The organism is Acinetobacter sp. ANC_7553, assembly GCF_056779895.1.
Map to the genome: position 1 here is coordinate 1 of NZ_JBWYIV010000035.1, position 2682 is coordinate 2682.

The following is a 2682-nucleotide window of genomic DNA, read 5'->3' on the forward strand; positions in this document are numbered from 1 at the left end:
CCTTAAACTTTTTGCAGCCTTAAGTAAAGATATACAGAATTTTTGAAAAAAGCATAGGTCTAGATAATCAAGCTAGATTTTTTAGAACTCCACATTGGTCAATTGTACATAAGCCATCACAAGTACCTCTTAAATCAGATAATTGTTCAATAAGCTTTTGTTGCTTGATTATATTTTCTCTGATAGCACTGACATGTAAGTCAATTAATTCATTCACATCTGAACAATTTTTCTTGGGATTATCTTTATAGGTGAGTAATTGACGAATTTCATTCAAACTCATATTTAAAGTTCGGCAATTCAAAATAAACTTAATTCGCTCAACATAGCCTATATCGTAAAGGCGGTAATTTCCTTCTGTTCTTTCGGGTTCCGGAATTAAACCTTCCTTTTCATAAAACCTAATTGTTAATACTGAACATGAGGTTTTTTTAGAGAGTTCACCAATTTTTAAATGCATTGAGTTGGTATTTCCAAAAAATCTTGACTCTATAGTAACTATAGGGATTCTAATATTCAAAGTTTATAAATTTTTTTAATGGGTATAACTATGAGTGGTTGTGGATGTAGTAAAGAAACACCATGCGAAGATAAGAAATCTCAACAAGAAAATCATCCATCAATTGCAGAAGCAAGCAATTCAAAGAATTGTGATAATACGCCTAGCTGTTGTGGTGAAGAGGAAGAAGAAAAATCTTCATCTCCTTGCTGTAACACTTCAAACAGTTGTGAAGATACCGCTCAATCCTGTTGTGGTTCTGATCCCAAAGAAAATTTAAGCACTGAAAACGTTTTAAAAGATTCGCACTACATGAGTGAATACTTAGTTCCCAAAATGGATTGTTCTGCGGAAGAACAGATGGTTCGTATGGCGCTATCTTCAATTGATGGTGTTCAAAAACTCATCTTTGATTTACCTAACCGTTATTTAAAGGTTCTACATAATCAAAAAGATGAAAATATAACCACCAAACTTGAAGGACTGGGTTTTGGGGCAAAGCTTGTGAAGACTGAAACTTATATAAGCAATCAACAGGCCAAGCAAACAAGTACCTACACCATTCCTAAAATGGATTGCTCTGCTGAAGAGCAAATGGTCCGTATGACTCTTGCAGATCTTGAAGCAGTTAAAGGTCTTACTTTTGATCTTCCCAATCGAAAACTGAAAGTCTTCCATAATGAAGGGATTCAGCAAATTACGGCCAAACTTGAAGGACTGGGTTTTGGGGCGAAACTTGATGAAACACAGCTTTCTTCAGGTGACCTACCCAATGAACCTGATCCTGTAAGACAAGCTAAAGTACTTAAACTGTTATTAGGCATTAATGCTCTACTGTTCTTTATAGAATTCATCAGCGGTATTATTGCTGCTTCTACAGGATTGATTGCTGATTCTCTAGATATGTTTGCCGATGCAGCCGTTTATGGTATTGCGCTATATGCCGTCGGGAAAGCTGCGAAATATCAAGTAAAAGCAGCTCATTTTGCAGGCTGGATTCAGTTATTACTCGCTGTCATCGTGATTGTTGACGTCATTAGACGATTCATGTTTGGAAGCGAGCCAGAATCAACGCTCATGATTGTTATTGGCCTGCTCGCACTTATAGCTAACGTGACATGCTTATATCTTATTTCTGGTCATCGAGAAGATGGCGCACATATGAAAGCCAGTTGGATTTTCTCAGCGAATGACGTTGTGGTAAATATGGGCGTCATATTTGCCGGTGTACTCGTGGCATGGACGGGATCAGCTTATCCAGACTTAATCATTGGTATACTAGTTTCTTTATTCGTACTTAATGGTGCTCGAAAGATTTTGGCTTTGAAGTAAGGTACAACAAGAGTTATACCGAGCGAACCAATACTAAAAACCCCAGCAGGATGCCGGGGTTTTTTCTTTTCTAAACATCTGGGGTGATTGATTAAATGGTCATCTAAAATCAGTATGATAGTTCAATCTCCCCCCTCGAATAGGCTTTTTCATAGATTTATCACATTCCCTCATTTTCATAAGCTAAACTAAATATAGTCGAAAATTCAATTGAGTTATTCCCCGGCTTTTAAATAGCGGTATACCGCTTGACGACTAATACCGAATGCCTGACCTAATGCCATTTTTGAAGGATATTTCCCTTCCTTCCATGCTTGTCGTAAAGCTTCAGCCTGCTCAGGTTTCAATTTATGTACCCGACCTTTGTACTTCCCTTGAGCTGATGCCAGTTTAATTCCTTCCTTTTGCCGCTCCAGAATAATCTCACGTTCGAACTGTGCAAAAGCACCCATCAGTTGCAGCATCAAATTATCCATCGGAGTGGATTGGGCCGTAAAAGTAATATTTTCTTTTACAAACTGGATGGAGATCCCTCGTTTGACCAGTTTATCTACTTCAGTCACCAAATCTTTTAAGCTTCGCGCAAAACGATCCATGGAATGTACTATCACCTGGTCTCCTTCCCGGACATAATTCAACATTTCTTGAAATTTCGGTCGGTCGGTATTTTTACCTGACGCACGATCAACAAAAATCCGGTCGACTTCAATTCCCTCAAGTTGACGTCCAGTGTTTTGCTCGACAGAACTGACCCGGACATACCCTACTTTTTGGCCTTTCACTTTTTCACGCCCCAATTGAAGAAAAATGAACAATTTCGTAAATTATAAATTTTTAATACCAAAGTTACA

Annotated in this window: 3 protein-coding genes; 1 reads left to right on the plus strand and 2 read right to left on the minus strand. The window is 38.0% G+C overall.

Annotation, left to right across the window (positions count from 1 at the left end; translation table 11 throughout):
* Positions 1-67: 67 nt before the first annotated feature.
* A complete protein-coding gene (cadR, locus tag AC1M9I_RS14510; protein WP_004281856.1) occupies positions 68-460 on the minus strand; it encodes a Cd(II)/Pb(II)-responsive transcriptional regulator in 393 nt (130 codons plus the stop codon).
* Between the two features lie 90 nt (positions 461-550).
* On the opposite strand from cadR, the gene AC1M9I_RS14515 reads away from it, so the two are divergent.
* Positions 551-1831, plus strand: coding sequence for a cation efflux transmembrane domain-containing protein (locus AC1M9I_RS14515; RefSeq protein ID WP_481611206.1), 1281 nt, complete (start codon positions 551-553; stop codon positions 1829-1831).
* Between the two features lie 215 nt (positions 1832-2046).
* Here AC1M9I_RS14515 and AC1M9I_RS14520 read toward each other — a convergent pair whose 3' ends face one another.
* Positions 2047-2613, minus strand: coding sequence for a recombinase family protein (locus AC1M9I_RS14520; protein ID WP_104470814.1), 567 nt, complete (start codon positions 2611-2613; stop codon positions 2047-2049).
* Positions 2614-2682 lie beyond the last annotated feature (69 nt).